The 21,520-nt window shown below is 72.8% G+C and carries 19 protein-coding genes; 8 read left to right on the top strand and 11 right to left on the bottom strand.

Annotated elements, in window-relative coordinates; translation table 11 throughout:
* The first annotated feature begins 5 nt into the window (after positions 1–5).
* From DEI95_RS05815 to hemL, 3 genes are read left to right on the top strand one after another with little or no spacing between them, the layout of a single operon-like run.
* Positions 6–857 (top strand): uroporphyrinogen-III synthase, encoded by an 852-nt coding sequence (locus DEI95_RS05815; protein ID WP_111059667.1) that lies wholly within the window; start codon positions 6–8, stop codon positions 855–857.
* Positions 854–1,909, top strand: coding sequence for a porphobilinogen synthase (gene hemB, locus DEI95_RS05810; RefSeq protein ID WP_258367488.1), 1,056 nt, complete (start codon positions 854–856; stop codon positions 1,907–1,909). Before DEI95_RS05815 ends, hemB begins: the two co-directional genes overlap by 4 nt.
* Positions 1,906–3,237, top strand: a complete 1,332-nt coding sequence (hemL, locus tag DEI95_RS05805) for a glutamate-1-semialdehyde 2,1-aminomutase (RefSeq protein ID WP_111059666.1) — start codon at positions 1,906–1,908, stop codon at positions 3,235–3,237. The genes hemB and hemL overlap by 4 nt, the downstream gene beginning before the upstream one ends.
* 255 nt (positions 3,238–3,492) lie before the next feature.
* On the opposite strand, the gene DEI95_RS05800 is transcribed toward hemL, so the two are convergent.
* The 4 genes from DEI95_RS05800 to DEI95_RS05785 form a co-directional block, all read right to left on the bottom strand.
* Positions 3,493–4,278, bottom strand: a complete 786-nt coding sequence (locus tag DEI95_RS05800) for an ABC transporter ATP-binding protein (RefSeq protein ID WP_110825710.1) — start codon at positions 4,276–4,278, stop codon at positions 3,493–3,495.
* Between the two features lie 84 nt (positions 4,279–4,362).
* On the bottom strand, positions 4,363–5,040 hold the full coding sequence (locus tag DEI95_RS05795; RefSeq protein ID WP_110900815.1) for a GntR family transcriptional regulator: 678 nt from the start codon (positions 5,038–5,040) through the stop codon (positions 4,363–4,365).
* 161 nt (positions 5,041–5,201) lie between these two features.
* Positions 5,202–6,179, bottom strand: coding sequence for an MDR family oxidoreductase (locus DEI95_RS05790; protein ID WP_111059665.1), 978 nt, complete (start codon positions 6,177–6,179; stop codon positions 5,202–5,204).
* Between the two features lie 198 nt (positions 6,180–6,377).
* Complete coding sequence (locus DEI95_RS05785; protein ID WP_110889469.1) at positions 6,378–7,406, bottom strand: 6-phosphofructokinase; 1,029 nt, start codon at positions 7,404–7,406, stop codon at positions 6,378–6,380.
* A 152-nt stretch (positions 7,407–7,558) separates the two neighbouring features.
* Between DEI95_RS05785 and DEI95_RS05780 the strand changes: the two genes are divergently transcribed.
* Both DEI95_RS05780 and DEI95_RS05775 read left to right on the top strand, forming a co-directional pair.
* On the top strand, positions 7,559–8,542 hold the full coding sequence (locus DEI95_RS05780; RefSeq protein ID WP_258367486.1) for a DNA-3-methyladenine glycosylase: 984 nt from the start codon (positions 7,559–7,561) through the stop codon (positions 8,540–8,542).
* Positions 8,543–8,680: 138 nt separating this feature from the next.
* Positions 8,681–9,352, top strand: a complete 672-nt coding sequence (locus tag DEI95_RS05775; protein ID WP_258367485.1) for a hypothetical protein — start codon at positions 8,681–8,683, stop codon at positions 9,350–9,352.
* 58 nt (positions 9,353–9,410) lie between these two features.
* Here the strand turns inward: DEI95_RS05775 and DEI95_RS05770 are convergent, their stop codons facing one another.
* The 7 genes from DEI95_RS05770 to DEI95_RS05740 form a co-directional block, all read right to left on the bottom strand.
* Complete coding sequence (locus DEI95_RS05770; protein ID WP_110825706.1) at positions 9,411–10,274, bottom strand: NAD-dependent epimerase/dehydratase family protein; 864 nt, start codon at positions 10,272–10,274, stop codon at positions 9,411–9,413.
* Positions 10,275–10,348: 74 nt separating this feature from the next.
* A complete protein-coding gene (locus tag DEI95_RS05765; RefSeq protein WP_110825705.1) occupies positions 10,349–11,122 on the bottom strand; it encodes a DeoR/GlpR family DNA-binding transcription regulator in 774 nt (257 codons plus the stop codon).
* Between the two features lies 1 nt (position 11,123).
* Positions 11,124–12,119 (bottom strand): 4-hydroxythreonine-4-phosphate dehydrogenase PdxA, encoded by a 996-nt coding sequence (gene pdxA / locus DEI95_RS05760; protein WP_111059663.1) that lies wholly within the window; start codon positions 12,117–12,119, stop codon positions 11,124–11,126.
* An 8-nt stretch (positions 12,120–12,127) separates the two neighbouring features.
* On the bottom strand, positions 12,128–13,312 hold the full coding sequence (locus DEI95_RS05755) for a four-carbon acid sugar kinase family protein (RefSeq protein WP_181436210.1): 1,185 nt from the start codon (positions 13,310–13,312) through the stop codon (positions 12,128–12,130).
* Positions 13,309–14,331: a 2-keto-3-deoxygluconate permease gene (locus DEI95_RS05750; protein WP_110825703.1), complete on the bottom strand. Its 1,023-nt coding sequence runs from the start codon at positions 14,329–14,331 to the stop codon at positions 13,309–13,311. Before DEI95_RS05750 ends, DEI95_RS05755 begins: the two co-directional genes overlap by 4 nt.
* 197 nt (positions 14,332–14,528) lie before the next feature.
* Entirely contained in the window at positions 14,529–14,939 is a 411-nt protein-coding gene (locus DEI95_RS05745; RefSeq protein ID WP_181420306.1) for a YsnF/AvaK domain-containing protein, read from the bottom strand.
* 142 nt (positions 14,940–15,081) lie between these two features.
* Positions 15,082–15,897 carry a DUF2382 domain-containing protein gene (locus tag DEI95_RS05740; RefSeq protein WP_111059660.1) on the bottom strand — a complete coding sequence of 272 codons (816 nt, stop codon included), beginning with the start codon at positions 15,895–15,897 and terminating at the stop codon, positions 15,082–15,084.
* Between the two features lie 206 nt (positions 15,898–16,103).
* Here DEI95_RS05740 and DEI95_RS05735 point away from each other — a divergent pair, with 206 nt between their 5' ends.
* From DEI95_RS05735 to DEI95_RS05725, 3 genes are all read left to right on the top strand, one after another.
* The gene (locus DEI95_RS05735) at positions 16,104–16,805 is read left to right on the top strand and encodes a TetR/AcrR family transcriptional regulator C-terminal domain-containing protein (RefSeq protein WP_111059659.1); all 702 of its coding nucleotides are present in this window, start codon (positions 16,104–16,106) and stop codon (positions 16,803–16,805) included.
* Between the two features lie 83 nt (positions 16,806–16,888).
* On the top strand, positions 16,889–18,688 hold the full coding sequence (locus DEI95_RS05730; RefSeq protein WP_111059658.1) for a S8 family serine peptidase: 1,800 nt from the start codon (positions 16,889–16,891) through the stop codon (positions 18,686–18,688).
* Positions 18,685–21,426, top strand: a complete 2,742-nt coding sequence (locus tag DEI95_RS05725) for a hypothetical protein (protein WP_111059657.1) — start codon at positions 18,685–18,687, stop codon at positions 21,424–21,426. Before DEI95_RS05730 ends, DEI95_RS05725 begins: the two co-directional genes overlap by 4 nt.
* Positions 21,427–21,520 lie beyond the last annotated feature (94 nt).

Below are 21,520 nucleotides of genomic sequence, written 5' to 3'. Positions count from 1 at the left end.
GGCCCGTGGTCGTCGTCCCGCGCGGTGGCTCATGGGGAGAACGGGTCGCCGCGGCAGCTGCTGCGCGCGGGCTCGACCCGCGCATCGTCCCGCTCGTCACCGACGCGCCGCCGCTCGACGCCGGTCCCCTCGACCGGATGGTCGCCCGGCTCGCGGCCGGCCGCCCCGCCCCGGTTCCGGAATTCCGGAACCTCGAGGCGTCGGGTTCCGACATCGTGGAACCTCGACGACCCGCACACGGCGAGTCGTCGCACCTCGACGGCGAGGGCGCCGAGCGAGCGGGCGACGACTGGCTCGTGGTGACCAGCGCGACCACCGTGCGGGTGCTCGCGGAACGCCTGCCGGGCCTCCCGGCCGGGGTCCGCGTCGCCGCCGTCGGCGAGGCGACCGCCCGCGCGGCCCGCGCCGTCGGGTGGACCGTCGACCTCGTGCCGGACGACCACTCGGCGGCCGGACTCGTGCGGGCGCTCCCGGCGGACGCCCGACTCGTCCTCCACCCGCGCTCCGACCTGGCCGCACCCACCCTCGTCGACGGCCTGCGGGCCAGGGGCATCGACGTGTCAGAGGTGGTCGCGTACCGTACGGTCGGGACCGGTGACGCGCCGATCCCGGGCGACCCCGCGCCGGACGTCGTCCTCGTGACGAGCGGCAGCATCGCCCGCGAAGTCGCTCGTCGTCTCACCCCCCTCGACCCCCGCACCCGGATCGCCTGCATCGGCCCCGGCACCGCCGACGAGGCCCACGCCGCCGGCCTGCCGGTGGACGTCGTCGCCGCCGAACGGTCCGCAGAAGCCCTCCTCGACGCCGTCGTCGAGGCCCTCGACCCATCCACCCCCGAACAGGAAGGCCACCCGTGACCGGCCGCTTCCCCCAGGTCCGCCCCCGACGTCTCCGCGCCACCCCCGCGATGCGTCGTCTCGTCGCCGAGACCCGGCTCCACCCCGCCGAGCTCGTGCTGCCGATGTTCATCCGCGAAGGCGCCACCGACGCGATCGACATCTCGAGCATGCCCGGGGTGCAGCAGCACTCCCTCGACTCGTTCCGCCGTGCACTGAACGAGGCCGCGTCGGTCGGCATCGGTGGCGTCAACCTGTTCGGCGTCCCGCAGCACAAGGACGCGGTCGGCTCCGGCGCGACCGATCCGGACGGCATCCTCAACGTCGCGATCCGTGTGGCGAAGGAAGAGGTCGGGGACGCCCTCGTCGTACAGTCCGACCTGTGCCTCGACGAGTTCACCGACCACGGGCACTGCGGTGTCCTCGCGGCGGACGGCTCGGTCGACAACGACGCGACGCTGCTCCGCTACCGGGACATGGCGGTCGCCCAGGCCGAGGCCGGCGCCGAGCTCGTCTGCCTGAGCGGCATGATGGACGGCCAGATCGCCGCCGCCCGGGACGCGCTCGACGTCTCCGGGCACTCCGGCACCGCGCTGCTCGCCTACGCGGCCAAGTACGCCTCGGCCTTCTACGGGCCCTTCCGGGAGGCCGTCGCGAGCACCCTGCAGGGTGACCGCCGCACGTACCAGCTCGACTCCGGCAACGGGCGGGAGGGCCTCCGCGAGGTCGAGCAGGACATCGAGGAGGGCGCCGACATCGTCATGGTGAAGCCCGCGATGAGCTACCTCGACGTCCTCGCCCGCACGGCCGACACCTCACCGGTGCCGGTCTGGGCGTACCAGATCTCCGGCGAGTACGCGATGATCACCGCTGCCGCCCAGAACGGGTGGATCGACCGGGACGCCGCCGCGATGGAGGCCCTCATCGGCATCAAGCGCGCCGGCGCCGACGCGATCCTCACCTACTTCGCGGTCGACATGGCCCGCAAGCTCAACGAGGAGGCCGGCCTGCGCACCTCCGGCAGCTCGGCGGACGTCGCCGGCATCGCACCGACCGGGAAGGCACCCGAATGACCACCAATGACGACCTGTTCGGCCGCGCGAAGGACAGCATCCCCGGCGGCGTGAACTCGCCGGTGCGTGCCTACGGCTCGGTCGGCGGGACACCCCGCTTCCTGGTGTCCGCGAAGGGCGCCACCGTCACGGACGCCGAGGGTCGCGAGTACGTCGACCTCGTCGCCTCGTGGGGCCCGGCGATCCTCGGCCACGCGCACCCCGGCACGGTCGAGGCCGTGCAGCAGGCGGCGGCCCGGGGTCTGTCGTTCGGTGCCTCCACGCCCGGGGAGACCGAACTCGCGGAGCTCGTGAAGCAGCGCGTGCAGGTGGACGGCGACGGGCCGATCGAGAAGATCCGCATGGTGTCCACGGGCACCGAGGCGACCATGACGGCGATCCGCCTGGCCCGCGGCTACACCGGCCGGGACCTGCTCGTGAAGTTCGCCGGGCACTACCACGGCCACTCGGACTCGCTCCTGGCCGAGGCCGGTTCGGGCGTCGCCACGCTCGCACTGCCCGGCAGCGCGGGCATCACCGCCGAGACCGCCGCGCAGACGCTGGTGCTGCCGTACAACGACCTTGACGCCGTCCGTCGCGCCTTCGACGAGCACTCGGAGCGCATCGCGGCCGTGATCGTCGAGGGCGCCCCCGCGAACATGGGCGTCCTCGCCCCGGAGCGCGGGTTCAACCGGGCCCTGGCACAGATCACGCAGTCGCACGGCGCGCTGCTCATCGTCGACGAGGTCCTGACCGGCTTCCGTGTCGGCCCGGCCGGCTGGTGGGGGCTCGAAGCGGACGGCACCGTGCCCGAGGGGACGGGATGGAAGCCCGACCTCGTCACCTACGGCAAGGTCATCGGCGGCGGCATGCCCCTCGCCGCACTCGGCGGGCGTCGCGAGGTCATGGACTTCCTCGCCCCGCTCGGCCCCGTGTACCAGGCGGGCACGCTGTCCGGGAACCCGCTCGCGGTGGCCGCGGGCATCGCCACGCTCCGGGCCGCGACCGCCGACGTCTACGCGCACCTCGACCGGACGGCGGACGTCGTCTCCCGGGCCACGAGCGAGGCGCTCGCGGCCGAGGGCGTCGCACACACCGTCCAGCACGCCGGGAACCTGTTCTCGTTCGCGTTCCTGGACACCCCGCCGCGGGACTACGACGACGTCCGCGCGCAGGAGGCCTTCCGGTACGCGGCGTTCTTCCACAGCATGCTCGACTCCGGCGTGACCCTGCCGCCGAGCGTGTACGAGGCGTGGTTCCTCACCGCCGCGCACGACGAGCGCGCGGTGTCGCGGATCCTCGACGCGCTGCCGGCTGCCGCGAAGGCGGCCGCTGCCGCGACCGAGTAGCCGGCCGACGACGGACGGGAGGCGCGGTCCGGAGGGGCCGCGCCTCCCGTCGGCCCGTCCGCGAGGTGCGCGAGACGCCGCCGTCTGCCCGTGACGGAGGCGTCTGCCCGTCACACCGCCGAGTGCCCGAGGCGCCGCCCCGTTCGACGGCGTGCTGCGACGAAGGCGGCGTCCGTCACTGACGGGGGCGTCTCGTGGCCACGCGACGACCGCGGTCGCGCGACCGGTCCGCGCCGGCCGGGAGGCCCGCCCGCCTCAGTCGGCCCGTCGTGCGTGCCAGCGCCCACCGCTGCGCTCGACCGCCAGCGGGAAATCGAACGCGGCCGACACCAGCGCCGAGGTGATGACCTCGTCCGCCGGCCCCTGCGCCACGACGCCCCCGTCGCGGAGGAGCATCGCGTGCGAGGTCGAGGCCGGCAGGTCCTCCAGGTGGTGGGTGACCATCACGCTGCCGAGTTCCGGTTGCCGGACACGCAGGGCGTCGACGGTCTCGAGCAGGTGCTCCCGTGCGGCGACGTCGAGTCCGGTCGCGGGTTCGTCGAGCAGCAGCAGCCGCGGGTCGGACAGCAGCGCCCGGGCGATGAGCGCACGTCCCCGTTCGCCCTGCGACAGCACCGGCCAGCGGGCGTCGCGGCGCGCGGTGAGTCCGACGTCGGCGACGAGCTGCTCGGCACGGACGAGGTCGTCGGCCGTCGGCTCCCACCGCGTCATGAGGTCGGTCGTCCCGGTGCGCCCGGTCAGCACGGTCTCGAGGACGGTCAGCGGCGACAGCATCCGGTGCCGAGGGTCGACGTGCCCGATGTGCTCACGGAGCTCACGGACGTCGACACGTCCGAGCTGTCGACCGAGCACCTCGACGTGGCCGGCGGTCGGGTGTCCGGTGGCGCCGAGCACCGCGAGCAGGGTCGATTTGCCGGCGCCGTTCGAGCCGAGCAGTGCCCAGTGCTCCCCGCTGCGGACGGTGAGGTCCACGTCGTGCAGCAGGTCGCGTCCGCTGCGGGTGACACGGAGGGCGGTGGCGCGGAGCAGGACGTCGGTCACGTCTCCATCCTCGCGCAGGACGTACGACGCAGGACGCAGGTCGGCCCCGCCACATGTGGGCGGCGGGGCCGACCGCTCGCCGGATCAGGCCTCTGCGGCCTTCGCCGCCCGTGCCGTGGCGAGGTGCTCGGCCATCGCGCGACCGAGCCCGCGCACGAGCGCGCCGCCGGCCTCACCGTCACGGCCCTTCGCGGCGGCACGGAAGCCGTCGAGCGCGTCCGCGACGTCCCAGAACACGAACTCGGGCTCACCGATGCGGACGAACTTCGCGCGGTTCAGCAGCGACTCGCTCGTCTTCACGAGGAGCTCGTTGCCCGACTTGGCGACCATGAACGCGATCGCCTTGTCGATGTCGTCGTTCAGGGCGCGGTCCTCGGCCTCGGCGTGCGCGCGCATGTCGTCGAGGATCTTGCCGAACGCCTTGACGTCGGCGTCCTCGAAGCGGGGGAACGACCAGCGGGCGGCGAGCTCACCGATGCCGAACAGCACCTGGAAGGCGTCGTCGTACTGCTCGCGGGTGGGGGAGGCGACGCGCGTGTAGCGGTTCGCCTCCATCTCGACCAGGCCGTAGTCGACCAGCTTCGCGATCGCCTCGCGGATGGGGGTGCGGCTCACACCGAGCCAGGCGACCAGCTCGTCGTCGTTGAGGCGTTCCCCGGCCTGCAGGGTGCCGTCCTGGATCGCGGCGAGCATCTTCTCGAGGACGACGTCGCGGAGGAGCTTCCGGGGCGAGTTCTCGACGGTCGACTTGGGTACCGGCATCCGGGTCTCCTCAATGAAGGTGTTCGGTACTCAAATCCTAACGTGACATTGTGCAAACGCTTGCTAAGGAGCGGGCGCAGGAGCGGGGGCCGCCGCCGCCCGTGCCCGCCCGGGTGCTGACCGGTGCAGCCCCGTCGGCACCGCCGGCCGGGAGGCCCGGATCACCGCGTGACGTCGACCACCGTCCGCCCGTGCACCCGTCCGGCGACGACCTCCGCGCCGACCTCGATCGCCTCGGCGAGGCCGACCGTGCGGGTCACCGCCCGGAGCAGCGCCGGGTCGAGGTCCGTCGCGAGCCGTGCCCAGGCCCGCTGCCGCAGGTCGAGCGGCGCCGCGACCGAGTCGATGCCGAGCAGGGACACCCCGCGCAGGATGAACGGCAGCACCGTCGTCGGCAGGGAGGTGTCCTGCGCCAACCCGCACGCCGTGACCGAGCCGCCGTACTGCGTCGCCGCGAGGACGTTCGCGAGGGTCGCACCACCGACACTGTCGACCGCGCCGGCCCACACCGCGCGCTGCATCGGCTTCCCCGGCTCGGCGATCGTCGCGCGGTCGATGACGTCCGCCGCGCCGAGGGCCCGGAGCGCGTCGCCGTTCTCCGGCCGACCGGTCGACGCGGCCACCCGGTACCCGCGGGCCGCGAGCAGGGCGATCGCCACCGTGCCGACCCCGCCCGAGGCTCCGGTCACCAGGACCGGCCCGTCCTCGGGGGCGACTCCGCGCTCGAGCACCAGGACGCTGAGCATCGCGGTGAACCCGGCCGTGCCGATCGCTGCCGCCAGGTCGTCGTCGATGCCGTCGGGCAGGGAGACCAGCGCGTCCACCGGGACGACGCACTGCTCCGCCCAGCCGCCGTGCCGGGTCTCGCCCGCGCCCGCGCCGGTCAGGACCACGCGCTCGCCGACCGCCACGTCCTGCACGTTCGGTCCGACCGCGGCCACGGTGCCGACCACGTCGATGCCGGGCACGAGCGGGTCGGTCCGCACGACGCCGGGGTCGCCGGCGACGGCCAGGCCGTCCTTGTAGTTGACGCTCGACCTCGTGACGGTGACCAGGGCCTCCCGGTCGCCGGGGGCGGGCAGGTCGACGTCGGTGACGATGGGGGCGGCGGAACGGGACACGAGGACGGCGCGGGTCATGCGCGCGACGCTACCCCGGGCCTCCCGGTCGGGCGCGGGCGCGGGCGCAGCCGCCGCGGGTGGGCGACACGCTCCAGGTCGCACGACATGCCGCTCGTCTCCGGAGCGAACGGCATGTCGTACGACCTCGGCGAACGGCCGGCGGCGTGTTGTGCGACCCGGGTGGCCGAGGACTGATCGAGGTCCCGGCGCCCGGCGTCAGCCGAACATGATGGCGGCTTCGTCGTACCGGTCCTGCGGCACGGTCTTCAGCTCGCCGAGCGCGTCCTCGAAGGAGACGTGCACGATCTCGGTGCCCTTCAGGGCGACCATCCGGCCCCAGCGCTCCTCGACGACGGCGTCGATCGCCGCCAGGCCGAGCCGGGTCGAGAGCACCCGGTCGTAGGCCGTCGGGGTGCCGCCGCGCTGGATGTGCCCGAGCGTCGTGGCGCGGGTCTCGATGCCCGTCATCTCCTCGATGAGCGGGGCGAGGCGCTCGCCGATGCCGCCCAGGCGCGGTCGGCCGAAGGCGTCGAGGCCGCGCTCGGTGTGGGCGGTGTCCTCGTGGTCGGGGACGAACCCCTCGGCGACCACGACGAGCGGTGCACGCCCGCGGTCGTAGGCGGCCTGGACCCACTCCGCGATCTGCGCGAGGGAGGTCTTCTGCTCGGGGATGAGGATCGCGTGCGCGCCCGCCGCCATGCCCGAGTGGAGGGCGATCCAGCCGACGTGCCGACCCATGACCTCCGCGACCATGCAGCGCGAGTGGGACTCACCCGTGGTGCGGAGGCGGTCCATCGCCTCGGTCGCGATCGCCACCGCGGTGTCGAAGCCGAACGTGTAGTCCGTGGCACCGAGGTCGTTGTCGACCGTCTTGGGGACGCCGACGATCTTGAGCCCGGCGTCGGTGAGGCGCTTCGCGGCGGCCAGTGTGCCCTCGCCACCGATGGCGACGATGGCGTCGATGCCGTGCCGCTCGAGCGTCGCGGTGATGTTCTCGACGCCGCCCTTCGGGCCCTCGAACGGGTTCGTCCGGCTCGTGCCGAGGATCGTCCCGCCCTGCTTCGCGATGCCCTGGATGTCCTTGCGGCCGAGCGGCACGATGTCACCCTCGACCACGCCCCGCCAGCCGTCCCGGAAGCCGACGAACTCGTGGCCGTGGATCGCGATGCCCTTGAGCACGATGGCCCGGATGACCGCGTTGAGACCGGGGCAGTCGCCGCCGGAGGTGAGGATGCCGATGCGCATGGAGAGGACTTCCGATGTCGGGTTCGGTGGACCCCCTCATCATGGCCGACGCGACTCCGGTATCGCCATGCTGTGACCCGAGGTCGTGGACAACCGCCGTGGGAGCGTCGGCCGCGGTCGCCGGTGTCCGTGCCGACGCTTACGATCCCTGCATGGCTTCCGTCCGATCCGCTGCGGCGTCGACCGGCGACGACGAGCAGGACCGCGACCCGCTCGTCGACCTACGCCGTGTCGACACCGTCTACCGGCCGGGAGGCCCGGTGGACGTGATCGCGACGCTGCGGCCCCTGTCGCGCGGCTCCGGCGATCCGGCGCACCGGGTGGTCGGGTCCGACGTGTGGCTCGCGTTGCGCACCCCGGAGGGGCCGGCATCCGTCCTCGTCCGGGCCGTCGGCGACGCCGTCGCGATCAGCGCGTGGGGTGCCGGAGCCGCGTGGGCCGTGTCGCACGGACCCGACCTCGTCGGACGCGGTGACGACTGGTCCGAACTCGACGTGTCCGCGCATGCGTTCCTGGAACAGGCGCGACACCGCCAGCCGGGGTTACGGCTCCTCCGGACGAACACGGTCGTCGCGATGCTCGTGCCCGCGATCATGGAGCAGAAGGTGACCTCGCGGCAGGCCTGGCGTGCGTGGCGGTACCTCGTCCGACGCTTCGGCACGCCCGCACCCGGCCCGGCTCCCGAGGGCATGGTCGTCCCGCCGGACGCCGACACCTGGGCGCGCATCCCGAGTTGGGAGTGGCACAAGGCCGGCATCGAGCCCGGGCGCTCGGCGACGGTGATGCGCGTCGTGAAGGTCGCGCCCGCACTCGAACGGACGCTGGCGCTCGGCCGCGGCGGGGAGCTCGTCGCGAGTCGGCTGCAGTCCATCCCCGGCGTCGGACCGTGGACCGCTGCCGAGACGGCGCAGCGGTCGCACGGGGACCCGGACTCGCCGAGCGTCGGGGACTACCACGTGCCCGCCCTCGTCGGATGGGCACTCACCGGAGGGCCGGTCGACGACGACGGGATGCTCGAACTGCTGGAACCGTGGCGGGGGCACCGCGAACGGGTCGTGCGGCTCATCTCGGGGTCGGGGTTCCGGAAGCCGGCGTTCGGGCCGCGGATGACGATCCAGGACCACCGCGGGCACTGAACATCCGTCGCCGTTGCCGCCCGATCGAGGCTCCGCTACTCTGGTGCTCGTAAGCCCCGTGTGGACCGCTGGTTTCGACCATGTCGCCGGGGCTCTGCTTTTTTCTGCGGGGAAGTTGGGGAAGTGTCGGACTCCTGGGTGGACGACTGGCTCGGCGCCGCGCGGTTCGCGCGGTACGTGGCAGACGCCGACGGCGACCGAAGCCGGGCCCTTCGCCTGTACGAATGGAACGTCCAGGCGGGGCAAGCGCTCATGCACGACATCGCCCACTTCGAAGTGGCACTGCGGAACGCCTACGACACGGCCATCTCGGCGCGCTGGCGAACGAACACGCACTGGCTCCTCGATGCGGAATCGCCTGCGATCGTCCCGATCTGGCGCACGAGGAACGTCAAGGGGATCAAACGGGGCTCGGACGTCAACGCCCTCAACCGGAAAGCAGTCGATGCCGCCATCGCTCGCTGTGGTTTCGGAAGCGCGACCCCCGGGAAGGTGATCGCGGAGTTGACCCTCGGGTTCTGGCGGCAGCTGACGACCAACGCGATGGAGAAGACCGTCTGGGTGCCGTACCTGCACCACGCCTTCCCGAAGGGTACGCAACGCTCCCACGTCGACCACACGATCGAGTCGGTGAACACGCTCCGCAACCGGATCGCGCATCACGAACCCATAGCGACGCGGTCGGGGAGCCCGGACCCCGCTCAGGTACACCGGGAGATGTTGAACATCCTCAATGGCATCGCTCCAGCGGTCCACAGCCACGTGTCCGAGACATCGCGTGTCCGGCATGTACTGACGCTCCGCCCATGAGTAGCTCCCGACGGCCAGCCGCGCGGGCATGGCTCGGAGGAGCAGCAGCGTCCCGCGGTCAGCTGTGCCGTGCACCCTCGCCGGCGAGCACCGCGCGGTAGCCCTCGCGGAAGGTCGGGTAGCGGAACGTGAAGCCGGTCGACCGCAGGAGCGCGTTCGACAGCCGCTTGTCGCCTCCCGCCTGCCGGTCGGACGCCGGACCCGACCCCGGTGCCGGCACCGCCAGTTCGTCGGCGAGGAACCGGAGCACGTCGTCGAGTCGGACTGGCTGGTCGTCGGTGCCCAGGTAGGTCGGCGCCGGGTCGTCGAGTGTCGCGAGGTGCACGATCGCGGCCGCGGCGTCGTCGCGGTGGATGCGGTTCGTGTGGGGAGACGCCCCCGGGCTCGGCGCGAGTCGGGCCGCGCCGGATCGCACCTGGTCGATGAGCCGCTCCCGCCCGGGCCCGTAGATCCCGGAGAGTCGGAGGAGCACCGCACGCGGCGCTCGCTCTCGGAGGAGCGCTTCGGCCTCCACGAGGACCTGCGCCGTGGGCGTCCCGCCGGTCGCCGGGGTCTCCTCGGTGACGACGCTGCCGTCCGACACGTCGTAGACCGCGGTCGAGGACACGACGACGATCCGCGGGCTCGCTCCCGACCGGTCGATGCCGTCCAGCACGTTCCGGAGGCCGTCGACGTAGGTCGCCCGGTACTCGTCCGGGTCCCGGCTGCCCGCGGCCAGGGCGACGACCACGATCGCGGTGTCGGCGTCGATCTCGGGCACGTCCTGGCGCAGGTCGGTGCTCCGGCCCTCGATCGGTGCGGGCAGGAGCTCCGCGCGACGACGGAGTCCGACGACGCGGTACCCGAGGTCGGCGAAGCGGAGGGCGGCCTCGGTGCCGAGGTCGCCGCAGCCGGCGATGACGACGGTCTGGTGGTGCAGCATGGCTCGACCCTTCCACGGAAGGTGCGCCGGTGTCCGGCGGTGCGCAGGCGAACCGGTGCGATGAGCGCCCGTCCTCAGGCGAGGTGACCGGTCGCCGCCACGTGCAGCGTCACCGACTCCGCCCCCCGGAACGCCGCCAGTTGCTCCTCCGTCGCCCCGTCGTCCGTGACGAGCACCCACGGCCGCTCGATCCGCGTCCACCAGTGGGCCGAGGCCACCCCGAGCTTCGTCGAGTCCGCCAGCACGTACAGCTCGCGCGCCCGCTCGACCATCACGCGCTTCAACGACGCCTGCTCCGGCGTCTCCTCGCCGAGCCCGAACTCCGCGGAGACCCCGTCGGCCCCGAGGAACGCGACGTCGGCCGACACATCCGCCATCACCCGCTCGGCGAAGGGCCCGACGAACCCCGAGCTGATGTGCCGCAGCCGCCCGCCCACGACGATGAGCTCGACTCCCGTGCTGTGCTCGAGTGCGTTGGTGGTCGTCAGTCCGGTCGTCACGACGGTGATGCCCTCGCGGTGGACGAGGTTCCGCGCGAGCGCCCCCACGGTGGTCCCGGCGTCGAGCACGGCGACGGCCCCGTCCTCCACGAACGTGCTCGCGAGCCGGCCGATCGCTGCCTTCTGCTCGACGGCGATCGCCTCACGCTCCCGCAGACTCCGCTCCGCCCCGCCGATGGTCTGCGCACCGCCGTACGTCCGGACGATGGTGCCGTCCCGCGTCATCGTGTCGAGGTCCCGCCGGATCGTCGACGCGGAGACCGAGAACACCGCTGCGAGCTCGTCGACGGTGACGGGCTTCTCCTGCAGCAGGCGGCTGATCTCGCGCCGACGGTCGCGGGCGTTCACGTCAGCCTTCGCGCTCCGGGGACAGGTCGGCGGCCTGACGGAGCGCTTCGAGCAGCGGTTCGTGGTCCACGATGTCCTTCCCGGCGATGTCGAACGCCGTTCCGTGGTCGACCGAGGTCCGGACGAACGGCAGGCCGACGGTGACGTTCACACCGTTCTTCAGCCCGAGCACCTTCACCGGGATGTGGCCCTGGTCATGGTACTGGGCGACGACCAGGTCGTAGTCGCCGCGACTGGCGAGCATGAAGAGGGTGTCGGCGGGCAGCGGACCGATGACGTCGAGGCCCTCGGCACGTGCTCGGTCGACGCCGGGCTGGATCTTCTGGGCCTCCTCGTCGTTGCCGAACAGGCCGTTCTCGCCACCGTGCGGGTTGATCGCGGCGACGGCGATGCGCGGACGCTCGTTGCCGGAGCGGACGAGCAGGTCGTTGCCGCGCGCGATGGTGCGGTAGACCCGGTCGCCGTCGATGGCGGCGACGGCGTCGACGAGGCCCAGGTGCGTGGTGACGTGGATGACGCGCATGTTCGGCGCGGTGAGCATCATCGAGACCTCGTCGATCCCCGCGAGTTCGGCGAGCATCTCGGTGTGGCCGGGGTACTGGTGCCCGCCCATGTGCAGCGCGGCCTTGTTGAGCGGACCGGTGCAGATGGCGTCGATCGTGCCGGCCATCGCGAGCTCGACGGCCTTCTCGATGAACAGGAAGGCGCCGTGTCCGGCCTCGGCGGAGAGTTCGCCCCAGGCCAGGTCCTCGGGGATGCACGGGATGTCGAGGACGTCGATGGTGGTCGGGTCCTCGGTCACCTCGGACGGGTCACCGATCCGGTTGAGGGTCAGCGTGCTCGAGACGACGTCCATGGCGAGCTGCAGACGGCGGAGGTCGCCGATGACGAACATCGTCGCCAGCGACCGGGTCGCCTGGTCGGCCATCGCCTTGGCGATGATCTCGGGTCCGACGCCGGCGGCGTCACCCATCGTGATCGCGATGATCGGCTTCATTGTGTTCCTCACTCTTCGGTGTTCAGCTGTCGGAGGGCCCGGACCGTGCGGGCGAGGGTGCCGGCGTCGCCGAACGCACCCGCCTTCGTCACGAGGATCGGGCGGTGGTCGGGGTGGCTGCTCAGGACGACGCCGGGTTCGACGGTCCCGTGCACGCGGACGCTGTCGATGCCGAGCGCGTCGAGGACGGCCCGCGCGGTCTCCCCGCCGGTCAGGACGAGGGCGTCGAAGCGGTGCGCACTCCGCGTGACGGTCGTCGCGAGTGCCGCGGCGACGTCGAGGGCGTTCCCCTTGTCGACCGGGATGCCCAGGTCGGGCGTCAGGATGACGTCGCCGGGAGCGCTGGAGATCTGGTCCGTCGCAGCCTGCTCGCCGTCGTCGCGGTGCCGCAACTCGACGTGCTCGGCGCCGCGGCGCACGAGTTCGTCGATCTGGGACCGGGCGGGGCCGGAGTAGCTCCCGACGACGACGAGCACGCGGTCGACGGCCGGCAGCGGGGGAGCCGACATCGCGGTCGCGCCGTCGGTCGGCACCATGTGCGCGGCGAGTCCGCCGGACCCGGTCGCCAGGACCGGACCCGCGACCAGCCGGGAGGCCCGGGCGATCTGCTCGAGATCGGCGTCGGTGACCGCGTCGACGACCACCGCGTCGGCGCCGTCGGCGCGGAGACGGTCGAGGCGACCGGCGAGGACCGCGGGGCTGTCCGCCGGACCGGGGGTGAGCCTCCCGGCCTGGAGGCCCGCGGCGGCGAGCGAGGCGACGACGTCGCCGGCGTGGTCGCCGTCCGTGTTCGGGACGCCGTCCACGTGGACGACCCCGCCGACGGTCGTGCGGCCGGTGCCGGGGAAGGCGGGGGCGACGACGGCCAGGCCGCGTTCAGTGCCGGAGATCGCGGTGAGGGCTGCGGCGAGTTCGGCGCCGACGTTCCCGCGGAGGAGCGAGTCGATCTTCTTGAAGACCGGTCGGCCGAGGGCGACCGAGCGGCGGACGACCGACCCGACCAGATCCGCGGCCTCCTGCTCGGGCAGGTACCGGCTCTCGGTGTCCACGGCGAGGACGTCCGCGGCGGGCCACGGCACGTCGGGGCCGAGGACGACGGCGCTGGTGCGCGCCGATCCGTAGCCGCCGGCGGCGTCGGCAGCCCCGGTCAGGTCGTCGGCGACGATCGTCAGGGTCGCGTGCGTCCCGCTCACGTGGCGGCTCCGTTCCCCGCGCTCTCCACGGGAGCGGCGTTCGCGGGCGTCGTGTCCGTGCCGCCCTTCTTCGCCGCGATCCGCCGTGCGTACCAGGCGACGACGAGCGGGGTCCCGATCGAGGTCACCACGATGGCGGCGGACACCAGCACGGTGGCGGGACCCGCTGCCTCCTTGTAGGCCGGGTTGGCGGCGGCGACGAGCATCGGCACCGCGGCGGCGTTGCCCGCGGTGGAGGACGCGGCGAGGCCGCCGAGGCCGGTGCCACCGGTGAGGCGGTCGGCGAGGAACAGGACGCTGCCGCCGAGGAAGAGCACGACCAGGCCGAGCAGGACACCGAGCAGTCCCGCGCTGAGGACGGTCTGCAGGCTGATGCCGAAGCCGAGCGCCAGGCCGAAGAAGAAGATGAGGACCGGTGCCGCGGAGGAGAGGAACTTCCGCATCGCCGGGTCGAGCGAGCCGAGGACCATGCCGAGCACCAGGGGGATGAGTGCACCGACGAGGGCCTGCCACGGGAACGCGGACAGTCCGGCGACCCCGAGGATGAGCATCGTGAGGAAGGGGCCGGACTCGATCGTCATGATCGAGTACGCGGCGACGTCCTTCGGCTTGCCGTACTGGCCCATGAGCGCCATGTAGAGGCCGCCGTTCGTGTCGCTGAACGCGGCGACGAGGGCCAGGACGGACAGGCCGGTGAGGAAGCCGCCCTGGATGGGCAGCTCGGACATGAACTGCCCGGCGACCACGCCGATGACGACGGCGAGCAGCACCTTCGAGCCGAAGAGCGCCCCGCCCTTCTTGAGGATGTACGGCGTCGCGCGCAGGTCGATGCTCGCGCCCATGCAGACGTAGAAGACGGCCAGGATCGGCGTGCTCCCGGTGAGGAGTCCCCCGGTGAAGGACCCGAAGAAGTCCGCGGTGCCCGGGGCGACCGTCGCGAGGACGGCACCCACGAGGAGCGGGACGAGCATCATGCCGCCGGGGACCTTTTCGATCCCGGCCTTGATCGGAACGGACATACGCAACTCCATCGTTTCGTTCCCGGGCGCTGACGTGCTCGGTGTCTCCAGGATTGCACACAACGCGCAACTGTTTGCGCGTTCTGTGCAGAACGCGCAACCGACCCCTGTGGAGCACGCGGTCCTGCCGGGAACGAGACGAGCCTCCCGTCCGTCGCGATGACGGCCAGGAGGCCCGGTGCACTCGGGTCGGCTGCTCAGGCCATCGACTCGCGCACCTCGTCGACGTCGACGACCTCGTGCCGGAGGGTCTCGTCGACGACCACGTCCTGCGTGACGGTGTGCGTGGTGAGTGTGACGCGCTCGACCGGCACGACGGTCTTGGTCACGACGAGCTGCTCCTCGTGCAGGACGACCACGATCGGTTCGCGGACGGTGTCGCCGGCGCCGGCCGGCAGGCGCGTCCCGCCGGTGATCGGCTCGCGGGTCAGACGGATCTCCTCACGGCTGACGTCGACCGTGACGGTGCGCTGCTCGGTGACGATGTACCGCTCGAGTCGGACGCGTTCCGTGGCGTGACGCTCGGTGGTGACGGCGAGGCGCTCCTCACTGCGGACCACCTCGACGTGGTCGTCGGCGTCGGACACGTGCTGCTGGTCTCGGTTCATGCTCTGCTCCGTTGGGCCGTGCGGTGCTCCGGTGAGGGAACGGGAGGGGCGGGTACGCCTGTCGGCCCCGCTCGTCATGATCGGGGCCGACAGGTGTGAGCGGGCTCAGTCCCGGCGACGGAGGGGCCGCCGCCGGTGGTGCTCAGGAGCGGAGGTCGCGGTCGGTGGTCCCGGTGGCGCTGCGGACCTCGCTGTCGTCGAGTTCGATCTCCTCGTGGGCGACCTCCTCGTCGACGGTCTGCTGCTCGGTGACGGTCTCCGTGCCGAGGCGGACGCGTTCGACGGGGACGGTCTCCTTGGCGGTCACGACGCGCTCCTCGGAGAGGACGACCTCGTGCTCCTCCTCGCTGAGCTCCGGGCCGGCGAGGGCGTCGGCGGCGTTCGCGTCGGTGATCGGCTCGCGGGAGAGGGTGACCTCCTCGTGGCTGACCGGGACGGTCTTGGTGACCTGCTCGGTGACGACGTGCTTGCGCAGACGAGCACGGCCGGCCTGGACCTGCTCGGTACCGACGCGCAGACGCTCCTCGGAGCGGGTCATGGCGTCGTCGGTCGTCGGGCCGGACGTGTCGTGGCCCTGGGTGCCGTGGGTGTTCACACCACGGTCGGCATCCTGGTCGTACAGGGGCTGCTCGTCCGCCACGGTGGTGTCGGTCATGCCGTAGTACGAGTAGAGCGCCTGCTCCTCCTCGTCGCTGAGGGCACCATCCGCCTCGACGCGCGGTGCGTCCTTGACGAACGCCTTCTCGTACGCGACGCGGACGATGCCGGCGTCGAAGTTGGCGTCCGTCAGCGGGGCGAAGGTCTCGGACGAGCCGAAGAGCCCCGTGCGGATCGTCACCCAGGTCGGGGCCTGCGTGTCGTTGTCGACGTAGACCTGTCCGACGGTGCCGATCTTCGCCTCGCCGCTGCCGTAGACGTCGGCGCCGATGAGGTCGTTGATGCTGTTGCTGTCGATCATGGTGGTGCTCCTGTTCCCCGGCGTGGTCACCGGATCCGATGAGGAGTGCGTCCGAGATGGAGGTGCGGGATCACCTCGGCGGACTTACGGCGTAAGCCCGCGTCGGAGCTTACGACGTAAGCGCGCGTATGGTCTCAGGTACGGCGGCGTCGCATCACGAGGACGCAGTCGGGGCCGGACGCCACCCACAGCGAGGGAGATCCGCCATGGCGGCACGCGACAGGACGACCGCACCCGGGCTGAGCCGGGACCTCATCGTCGCGACCGCGCTCGGGCAGATCGACCGGTCGGGCACGCAGGGGTTGTCGATGCGCTCCCTCGCGCAGGAGCTCGGCGTCGAGGCCATGTCCCTCTACCGGTACGTGCACGGGAAGGAGGACCTGCTCGAGGGCATCGTCGCCTCCCTGATGAGCGACCTCGTCTCCCACCTCGAGGAGGCCGAGGGCACGCACTGGCAGGCGTTCCTCCAGACGGTCGCGCACGCGGTCCGCCGGATCGCGACGGACCACCCCAAGGCGTTCCCCCTCGTCGCCACCCGCCATCCCGCCGCACCCTGGCTGCGTCCGCCGCTCCGGAGCATCGAGGTCGTCGACACGTTCCTCCGGGCCCTCACGGGGAACGGGTTCTCCGACGCGCAGGCCGTCAACGCCTACCGCGCGTTCAGCAGTTTCCTGCTCGGCCAGCTCCTCCTGCAGTCCGTGGTCAGGGGAGCCGAGGCAGGACCCGCCGAGGAGCCGCTCGACGAGGGCGGCGCCGCCGTCCCGGAGGGCGACGGGAACCTGTCCCTCGACATCGCCCCGGAGGTGCAGCGGCTGCGTGCCCTGCTCAGCGAGGACCGCGGCGACGAGGAGTTCGAAGTCTCGCTCGAAGCGCTCCTCGACCGCCTGGACCGCGAGCTCTCGCAGTAGCGATAACGATTCTCATTTGCCTGTAAGGTTCCGGGAGCAGCGCGCCGCGCTGCGCTCCCGTCTCCCACCTGACCAGGACCCCCATGCAGACCCGTCTCGTCATCGGTGCGCTCGCGCTCGCCGTGCTCGTCCCCGGCGCGCTCCTCGCGCGCCCCGCACCACCAGCCGCGGACACGCGCACCCTCTCCGACTCCGTCCCGACCTGGGTCGCCCACGCCGAGCGTGGTGCCCCGGTGACCACCGACACCCTGGACTTCTCAGTCCTCCTCGATCCCGCGCGCACCGACGCCGCGCCGGACGTGGCCGCGTGGCTGCGCGGGGCGGGCCTCCAGGTCGACGACCTGCGCGAGTCGGTCGCGGTCCTGCCGGTCTCCGGTCCGGCCGACCGCGTCGGCGACGCGTTCGGGACGTCCTTCGCCTCGTGGACCACCGCCGGCGCGACCGCGGTCGCACCGGACCGTGCCCTCTCGGTGCCGCGTGCGCTCGACGCCGTCGTCGGCGTGGCCGGTGTCGTCGACGCCGACGGGATGCGACCGACCGTCGCCGGTCCGACCGACGATCCGACTCCCGGTCCGGGCGAGACGGACGCCCGGCCTCCGGTCCTGGCGGACGACGGCCAGTGCGCCGCCTACTGGAGTGAGCGGGTGACCGATGCGTGGCCCGCCTCGGTGGACGTCACCCACCGCTCGAACGCCCTGTGCGGGTACCAGCCGCAGCAGCTCCGCGCGATCCACCACGTCCCGGCGGAGTACACCGGCGAGGGTGCACGGATCGCGATCGTCGCCGCGTACGACGACCCGGACGTGGAAGCGAACACGAACACGTACTTCCGCGCGGCCGGCGCCCAGCCGTTCCGCACCGGGCAGTACCAGCACCACGCACCGGCCTCGCCCGACGTCGACCGGTGCGGCGGCCCGCAGAGCTGGACCGAGGAGCAGCACCTGGACGTGCAGGCGGTCCACGCGATGGCGCCCGATGCCTCCGTCGCCTACTGGGGTGCCGACGACTGCAGCACCACAGCGCTGTTCACACGGATCCTCGACGTCGTCGAGGACGACCAGGCCGACGTCATCAGCCTGTCCTTCGGGTCGACCGAGGACCTCGACACCGCGGACGACCGTGCGCTCCTGAACCGGGTGCTCGTCGAGGCGGCGTCACGGGGCATCTCCGTCTTCGCGTCCTCGGGCAACGACGGCGACCACAGCGACTTCGGCGACCACGACGAAGGTGCCGACGTGACGTCCCCGGCCTCGAGCCCGTACATCACCGCCGTCGGCGCGACGAGCACCGGTCTGGCCGCCGACGGGTCCGTCGCGGTCGAGGCCGGGTGGGAGACCGAGACCCGGTTCGCCCGCAACGGTGCCCTGATCCCGCCCGGCTTCGCGTACGGCGCCGGCGGTGGGGAGTCCGACGTGTACGACCGTCCGACGTGGCAGCGTCAGCTGCTCGACGAGCCGGGGACGGGGCGCCTCGTCCCGGACGTCGCCTCGATCGGCGACCCGAACACCGGGTTCGTCGTCCACGGCCCGCACAACGGCCGCGTCGAGTACGCCACACACGGCGGGACGAGCCTCGCGACGCCGATGGTCGCCTCGATGGTCGCGCTCGCGAAGGCCGCGACCGGAGTCGAGGTCGGGCTCGCCACCCCGGCGCTGTACGACCTGCTCGGCACCGACGCGATCCGTGACGTCACGCCCGCGTCGGCGGCCACCTGGTCACCGAAGGGCCCCGACGCCGGAGCCCTCTGGCCGGAGACCGTCTTCGTCTGGGACACGAAGCCGCAGAGCCTGCAGTCCGCCCCCGGCTGGGACGACGTGACCGGCGTCGGTGTGCCCGACGGACGCGCCTTCATCGAGGGCTTCGGCAAGGAGAGTGACCGATGACCGCACGCACCAGCACCAGCAGCAGGACCAGCACGAAGGCCGCCGTCGCGCTCGCCGCGACGATGCTCCTCGGACTCGGGATCGCCACCCCGGCGCTCGCCGCCCCGGCGCTCGCCGCCGACGGGGCACCGTTCGCGAAGGCGTCCGGTGTCGAGGTCGTCGACATCGACGGCGGCACGCTCACCCGTCCGACGCCCGCCGTCGAGTGGCGTTCCGGCGAAGCCGTGGAGGCCCGTGCCGACGGGACGACGGACGTCCTGAAGCTCAACACGACCCAGACGACCGGGCTGCGGACGACGGCAGGACCGGACGGCGCCGTGTCGACGATCGAGTCGGGGACGTTCACGCTCCGTGACCGCCCGGCGGTGACCTTCCGGGACCTCCGGGTCGCCTGCACCCCGGGTGCCGATCCGGTCGTCACCCTCGGCAGCCTGTCGATCGGTGGCACCGACGTCACCGCGGAGGCGACCGCCCGACCCGGGTGGAGCACCGACCTGCCGGACTCCCGGTACGGCCCGACGCGGGTCCTGGTGGGGACGACCACGACCAGCGCGGACGGGACGGCGACGACCGTCGGTCTGCGGATCGACGGCGACTCGGGTGCCTCCGAGATCTCGCGCGTCCGGGCCGGCTTCGTGTCCTGCGCACCGGCGACCAGCTGGCCGACGCCGACGCCGACGCCGACACCTGCCCCGTCACCGGAACCGGCGCCTGCTCCGACACCCGCCCCGTCACCGGAACCGAGCGCTCCGCCGGCCGCTGACCCGGACGACGCGGCACGTGCCCGGTCTGTCTCCGGGGTCAGCGTCACCGCCGCGGACGGCACCGTCCTCGTCGACGGCCAGCCGGCACTGACCGGGACCGGTACCCGCACCGCGGAGCGGGTCGCAGCGGCCGACGGATCCCCGTCCACAGGCCGCGGTGTCACCGTCACGACGACGGCCGAGGGCACCTCGGACATCGGCATCGACTCGTTCGAGCAGGTCCCCGACGCCGCGACCGACCCCGTCGCCGCGTACCGCTGGCCGGCGCTGCGCGTGTACGGCCTGCACGCACACGTCACGCCCGAGGGCACGATGACGGTCGGGTTCGACGACGAGTCGAGCGCGGTCTTCGTCAACGGCGTCTGGATCAACACCGCCACCGACCTGTACACCGGGGTCGACGCCGAGGGGGAGGAGCGGGTGCAGGTGCGCTTCGGGGAGCGCGTCGTCGACCCCGACGGCAGCACGACCCTCACCGCCCTGCGCTACACGGACCTCACCGGCACCCACCCGGAGGTCGCACTCGGGATCGTCACCCTCCCGGCACCCGCCGCGAGTCCCGCTCCCGACCCGCGGGTCACCGAGGCGTGGGGCGTCGGTGTCACGGCCGCGGACGGCAGCACCCTGGTCAGCCCGCAACCGCGGGTGACCGCAGCCGGCGACCGACGGTCGGCTGAGCGGATCGGAGCCGTGGACGGCTACCCCGCCCGGGCCACGGACGTGACGGCGGCGATCGGGGCGGGGGGCGACACCGCCACCCTCTCGGTCGGACACTACGAACAGGTCCCGGGCGAGGGCGACGACCCCGTCGCCGAGTACCGGTGGCCCGCCCTCAAGGTGAACGGGCTGCACGCCGAGGTCACGGCGGACGGCACGATGGACGTCACGTTCGACGACGAGGCGAACGCCGTGTTCGTCAACGGCGTCTGGATCAACACCGCCACCGATCTGTACACCGGCCTCGACGGGGACGGGGACGAGCGGGTCCGCGTGCACGTCGGGGAGCGGGTCGAGAACGCCGACGGCACCGTCACGCTCACCGCCCTGCACTACGAGGACCTGACCGGCACGTACCCGGAGGTCCGACTCGGCCAGGTCACCATCGCCCCGACGGCCGGAGGTGACCCCGGCGACGGCGACGGCAACGGCGACGGGGCGCCCGCACCGGCTCCCGGCACCGACGACCCGGCACCCGGACGTTGGTACGCCTACGGGCTCCGGAGCACGGGAGCCAGTGACGTCGGCGCGCAACCCCTCGCGGCACCGGCTGCCTCCGGTGGTCCGGTCACGGCCCGCGCGGACGTGGTGGGCGACGGTGGTGCCGGGCAGCTCCGGGTGACCGGGGCCTCCGTGCGGTCCGCACAGGACCGCGGTGCGGTGCGACTCGACCGGGTCGTGCTCTTCCCCGGCACCCGCCTTGCGGGTGAGCTGCGCGACGTGCAGGTCACGGTCAGCGGGACGGCCACCACGGTGACCACCGGCGGCGGTCGGATCGCCGGCACGACGATCCCGGCCGGTCCGGTCGCAGCGGACACCCGGATCGCGGTGCCGGGAGGCGCGGGCACGCTCGTCCTCAACGAGCAGCGCACCACGGGTGCCGACCGGTCCGTCACGGCCGTCCACTTCACGGACCGTTCCGGACTCGGTGCCGACGTCTCGGCAGCCGTCGTCACCACCGAGCGGGTCGATCCGCCGGTCGGCGGCGGGGCTCCGGGAGGCGGGGACGCCGGTCAGGACGACGGCGCGCCCGGGCAGGGCGGCGGCAACGAGGCAGCGCCCGGCGCGCTCTCGCCCGACGGGTCCAGCCCGGCCGGTACCAGCGGAACCAGCGGGACCAGCGGGACCGGCGGGACCGGCGGGCAGGCCCTGGCCTTCACGGGTGCGTCCGTCCGGTCGGCGCTGATCGCAGCGGCGCTCCTGCTGACGGCGGGAGTGGCCACGATCGCGCTCCGCCGCCGTCGTCACTCCTCGTGACCAGCAGCGGGAGGCCACTCGTCGGCCTCCCGCTGTGCGGCGACGCGTGACACGGTGAGGTCCGGGCTGCTGCAGTGCGTCTCCGCGACGCCTG

It is taken from the genome of Curtobacterium sp. MCBD17_008 (genome assembly GCF_003234475.1).
In the GTDB taxonomy this organism is placed as follows: domain Bacteria; phylum Actinomycetota; class Actinomycetes; order Actinomycetales; family Microbacteriaceae; genus Curtobacterium.
This window is presented reverse-complemented; position numbering and strand designations above follow the sequence as displayed.

Coding starts and splice junctions, on each gene's coding strand:
- DEI95_RS05770 (WP_110825706.1), bottom strand. CDS start 10,274: ATGCTGCACCACCAGACCGTCGTCATCGCCGGCTGCGGCGACCTCGGC.
- DEI95_RS05740 (WP_111059660.1), bottom strand. CDS start 15,897: ATGATCGACAGCAACAGCATCAACGACCTCATCGGCGCCGACGTCTAC.
- DEI95_RS05785 (WP_110889469.1), bottom strand. CDS start 7,406: ATGCGCATCGGCATCCTCACCTCCGGCGGCGACTGCCCCGGTCTCAAC.
- DEI95_RS05735 (WP_111059659.1), top strand. CDS start 16,104: ATGGCGGCACGCGACAGGACGACCGCACCCGGGCTGAGCCGGGACCTC.
- DEI95_RS05750 (WP_110825703.1), bottom strand. CDS start 14,331: ATGTCCGTTCCGATCAAGGCCGGGATCGAAAAGGTCCCCGGCGGCATG.
- DEI95_RS05790 (WP_111059665.1), bottom strand. CDS start 6,179: ATGACCCGCGCCGTCCTCGTGTCCCGTTCCGCCGCCCCCATCGTCACC.
- DEI95_RS05780 (WP_258367486.1), top strand. CDS start 7,559: ATGGCTTCCGTCCGATCCGCTGCGGCGTCGACCGGCGACGACGAGCAG.
- DEI95_RS05795 (WP_110900815.1), bottom strand. CDS start 5,040: ATGCCGGTACCCAAGTCGACCGTCGAGAACTCGCCCCGGAAGCTCCTC.
- pdxA (WP_111059663.1), bottom strand. CDS start 12,119: ATGAAGCCGATCATCGCGATCACGATGGGTGACGCCGCCGGCGTCGGA.
- DEI95_RS05730 (WP_111059658.1), top strand. CDS start 16,889: ATGCAGACCCGTCTCGTCATCGGTGCGCTCGCGCTCGCCGTGCTCGTC.
- hemL (WP_111059666.1), top strand. CDS start 1,906: ATGACCACCAATGACGACCTGTTCGGCCGCGCGAAGGACAGCATCCCC.
- DEI95_RS05745 (WP_181420306.1), bottom strand. CDS start 14,939: ATGAACCGAGACCAGCAGCACGTGTCCGACGCCGACGACCACGTCGAG.
- DEI95_RS05725 (WP_111059657.1), top strand. CDS start 18,685: ATGACCGCACGCACCAGCACCAGCAGCAGGACCAGCACGAAGGCCGCC.